Origin of the sequence: Vibrio sp. S9_S30, from assembly GCF_014694455.1 — a bacterium.
Taxonomy (GTDB): Bacteria; Pseudomonadota; Gammaproteobacteria; order Enterobacterales; family Vibrionaceae; genus Vibrio.
Window position 1 is genome coordinate 1 of sequence record NZ_JAAUWT010000053.1, and the last position, 4,455, is coordinate 4,455.

At 40.3% G+C, this 4,455-nt stretch carries 5 protein-coding genes; all 5 read right to left on the reverse strand.

Annotated features, from left to right (window positions below; all coding sequences use genetic code 11):
• Positions 1–645 precede the first annotated feature (645 nt).
• On the reverse strand, positions 646–1,770 hold the full coding sequence (locus HC752_RS23585; RefSeq protein WP_190337635.1) for an ISAs1 family transposase: 1,125 nt from the start codon (positions 1,768–1,770) through the stop codon (positions 646–648).
• A gap of 562 nt (positions 1,771–2,332) precedes the next feature.
• Positions 2,333–2,761, reverse strand: coding sequence for a hypothetical protein (locus tag HC752_RS23590; protein WP_190337636.1), 429 nt, complete (start codon positions 2,759–2,761; stop codon positions 2,333–2,335).
• A 218-nt stretch (positions 2,762–2,979) separates the two neighbouring features.
• A complete protein-coding gene (locus HC752_RS23595) occupies positions 2,980–3,600 on the reverse strand; it encodes a hypothetical protein (RefSeq protein WP_190337637.1) in 621 nt (206 codons plus the stop codon).
• Between the two features lie 47 nt (positions 3,601–3,647).
• Complete coding sequence (locus HC752_RS23600) at positions 3,648–4,100, reverse strand: GNAT family N-acetyltransferase (RefSeq protein ID WP_190337638.1); 453 nt, start codon at positions 4,098–4,100, stop codon at positions 3,648–3,650.
• 159 nt (positions 4,101–4,259) lie between these two features.
• On the reverse strand, positions 4,260–4,455 hold a 196-nt coding region (locus tag HC752_RS24900), incomplete at its 5' end, for a hypothetical protein (RefSeq protein ID WP_238930617.1).

The window sequence follows — 4,455 nt, forward strand, 5'->3', positions numbered from 1 at the left end:
TGGCACGAGACCCCACAGCGGCTTGGCTTGCGAGGATTTACCACCTTAATTCAGGCTAAAGAATCGAGCTCAAAAACACTGAAGTCAGCAATTTTCGAGAACCTGACAACCCTTGAATTATCAAAGCACTATAACGCCGCATTAAGTGGTGAGCAACGCAGACCACCAAACTAATAGTATGGTGCCGTAAACACCGAAGCTAAAGCAAACCAAAAATGCCAAGCGTTGGGAATCCGTCTTAAATGCTTTGTTAGAAAAATTCATGCGTACACATAGAAACTTGTGTACCATCCATTCTCCCGCTTTCATTGAAGAAAGCACGAACTATAAGTCAAATGTAAAAGGAGTTTACAAATGAATGACTACACACAAAAGGCAGCACGTGTGCTGCGAAATTTATATGCGGTTGAATTGGACCATTGGTGCCAAAAAGTATATAGCCTTGGGAATCTAACCATCCAGCAACAAAACCATGCGTTCAAAAGAATGCGATTTTGTAGAGCGATGATTAGAAAACTCAATCCAATTGCTTACAACCTATAGTTCCTCGGGCAGCTTCATGTTGCCCATTTTTTCTAACGCCCGCTTAAGCTGCTGGCAACGCAATACAAAAGCTACCGCAGGGAAAAATCACGAACTTTCCCGTCAATTAAGGCTTCCCAGAACCTTCAAAAGATACTCAGGATTCATCGCACACATCGCTCTTTTGTGCTTTATGCTCGCCTTTAAGGTCATTTCTCGTTTTAATAAGTTCAAACACATCTGCCTGATCCTCGCAAAATTCTCTGCCCTTTCTTCCGCTCGTTTACGACACGCATCTTCTCCAAATGTCGTATCCAATGTCCAGTGCATTGACTCTATTAACCAATGGGAACGTACCGAATTTAACAATTCCTTAGCACTTAATTCCTTCGAACTTATGAAGTACCTCACCGAGAACTCTTGCTCCTTCGCTACCGACTCTTCCTGCCTTATGCTTACCACTATACCCATCGTCTTTAGTTCTGGCCACTCAAATTCTATATCTCCTAAAACGCTCAAATCTGTGTTGGTGAGCGCCAACCGAGTTTCCAAACGACCTCTCGATTTTTCTTGAGTACTGTACGAATCCCCATCGTGCTCTTGCATCATACCCATATGAAAATAATCATTAAATGCTGCCTCTAGACGACCTTGATTTCCCTTGACCGACAATAAATAGTCCGCGCTCTTATTCACTATCTTTTGGGCTATCTTCTTTTGACACCCCATTGCGTCTATGCTCACTAAACAGCCTGCAACGTTCAGCAGCTCTAGTAAGTCTGGGATTGCGGTGATCTCATTCGATTTCTCGTAGACTTTATGTTGACCAAGACTCACACCATTTCCCGTCGCAAAAGCATTAACCATATGGATTGCGCCTAACCCTTGAGAATTGTCATAAGAGCCTCGTACTGTCTTACCATCAATCGCGACCACTTCACCTTTTGTCACTTCACAACAGGCTTCTATCCACTCTATAAAACTCTTTTGCAAACGAGGTGCACTGACCATTCCCATCACTCGAGATATTGTCGAAGCCGACGGAACGCCATGACGAAAATCTCCTAGTGTTTTTAAGAAATCTATACGGGCTTCTCCAAACAATTGAATCGCTTTCCAATCATCTTGACCTGAAAGAACGGCACATATTGTTAACAAAATGATATCTGTTAACTTGTGCTCGACCTTTCCTTGTTGGCGATAATCTTTGATGTTTTCGAAATGCATAAACGGGTAAGAATGACTCATTGGTTGACCTCCAAATTTTCATAGGGAGGGATTAAAAAACACTGAAAATGATCTTCAACTCGATCGTTAGGAAAAAGGGTGACCTGTGATACCGCTCTCTAGCGATAGGCAAAAAATGCGAACTCAACCTGCCTCAATCCCTTTTAAAATGGGCATGTTCATGATTTTTCCCTGTCCTACTAATTCATTGATAGAAAAGGAGAGACCAACACCCAAAACTGCCGCCAATATCAGCTTTACCCAATCTCTCTTGAAGCGTCTCTCAACACTTGCTCGCTGAATAAAAACGAACGAAAGCAAAACAAGCATAACTATCATCGAATCAGTTATACCTAGATTAATTAATAGAAGTGAAATACACCATCCAGCGCAGCCAGTTAATGATAAGACCCAGTCACATCTGCTCATATATCCCTATCTCAAATTTGATGAAACACATAACGCCAGCTTAAACCGCTGCCAACGCAATACAACGGCTACCGCATTGCGCCTTAATCACAATTATTACTGCGAACTAAAAATACCACGCGTTGGCAGTCGGCTTGAAGCGTTTGTTATGTTTTTAGATCAGTTCACAATTTGGTACATCACCTTTAGCCATAACTTCAAGCTCATCATAAATAGTACCTAACTTAGGTCTTTCAATGGCTGAGAGTACACCCTTCCCATGTGAGTTTACTGACAACTTAAAGTAAACCAAGTGAAAATAACCACCATTAATCCATTGTTTAACCCATACTCCTTTTTCATCAGGGTGTTCCACTTTCTCTACCGAAAATAATGCTAAAGAGCTAACACCATTAACAATGGTTTCGGTATTCGCAAAACACTTAGAGATATAACTATCAACAGCACCCTCTACTTCATTTAGAGGAGCAGATATTGATATTTCAGGGGTAGCATTTCCTTTTGAGAAAAATTCATCCTTTGTATTAGGACTTATACAAGCCGAAAGTAGCAGCACGATAGGAAGTAAAATAAAAAATTTCATATAAACCTAAAAATAACGTAAATGAGAGATTCATTGATTCTATAGATTTCTTAATAACATGCATAGTTACGTAAACAACATAACGCCAGCTTAAACCGCAGACAACGCACAGAACAAGCCGCCGCATTGCGCCTTAAACACAAAACTCGCCGCAAACTAAAAATGCCACGCGTTGTTTGTCGGTTTGAAGCTTTTGTTATGCTCAAACCCAACACTAACTATTTATTTTGTATACAGAACTTAATTAGCTCTGTAGCAGAATGAACATCTGAACCATCAACTTCCACTGAAAACTTGTATAGTTTAGCGACATTTTGCATCCAGTTATCGTAAAACTCGCTAACTTGGTTTTGTTCAATAGCAGTATGACTTACAGCATTTCTTTTTGCGACCCTTTCCAAACTTACCTCTTTTGAAACAACCACTTTTACTAGAGCCAGATTGTATTGCTTCATAACTTCAAGTAGCAATGGGCGCTGAACCATGCCTGTAGATTCAAAAATCGGCATATTGATTTCTGAGGAGGAAAGGGTGTTGAAATAATATTGCCTAATGAAAGCTGAAGCCCTCTCAGTATCAAGCTCACCACCATCTGAAAATTTTTTGTATAAAACTGGCTCCAACTCTGAATAAGTTCCGATTTTCTCATGATGCAAGAATCTTCCCAAATAAGACTTACCTACACCAAAAGGACCCATCAATACAATTCCATCAAACTTTTTAGTATCCATTTTGCCTCTTGAGCTGGTATAACGCCCAATTAAGTAGCCAAAAACGTACAAATACCGTTTCTGCAAACCACCGTAAACACCAAACTCACCGCAAACTAAAAATGCCACGCGTTTTTGGTCTGCTTGAATTGTTTGTTAGCGCACTTTGCCAAAAACTAGAAAGTCAACCTCGCCAAAGTATCACCACAACTGTCTTTACCATACTCTACAAAGCCAAGACTCATATAAAGCTTCTTTGCAACCGTGTTATCTGGACAATAAACTATGTGGATTGCTTTAGGTTGATTCTTCTCTATTTCATTCAGTAGTAAAACCATTAATTGTCGTCCATAACCATTTCCTTGGTATGATTTGTCCACCATAACCCTTGGAATGTAGTATTCACCAGGCTTTTCCTCCTTCATCCACAATGCATTTACCCACTCGGTATACATTGCAAATCCTACAACCTTACCATCAACCGTTGCTGCTCTTGTCTGATAATCAGGATTAACTGATGACTCGGCAATTGAAAATGCATTTGAAGAAACAAAACCGATTTGCTTCTCCTTTAGTTTTAAACGAAGAACATCGTATATATTGTGCTTTGTAATTCTGTCTAGTTTCATTATCCGTCCTTTGAAGGTGAGCCTTGTGCGCTAACGCCAGCTTAAACCGCAGACAACGCACAAAACAAGCCGCCGCATTACGCCTTAAACACTAAATTCACCGCAAACTAAAAATGCCACGCGTTGGCTGTCGGTTTGAAGCTTTTGTTATACCTAAACTTATTTCAAAGTGATGTATTCCAGAAAGCACTCAGAACCACTATTTTTTACTCCAATTCTTACTGGAATCTTTGATTTATATGCTTCAACTGCTGCTGAATACTTGAGTGACGTTGATACTGACTGATTATAATCCCCTATATTCACTGCATCACTTGTACAATCCCATGTTGAGCCATATGGATTAGGCTCAGAG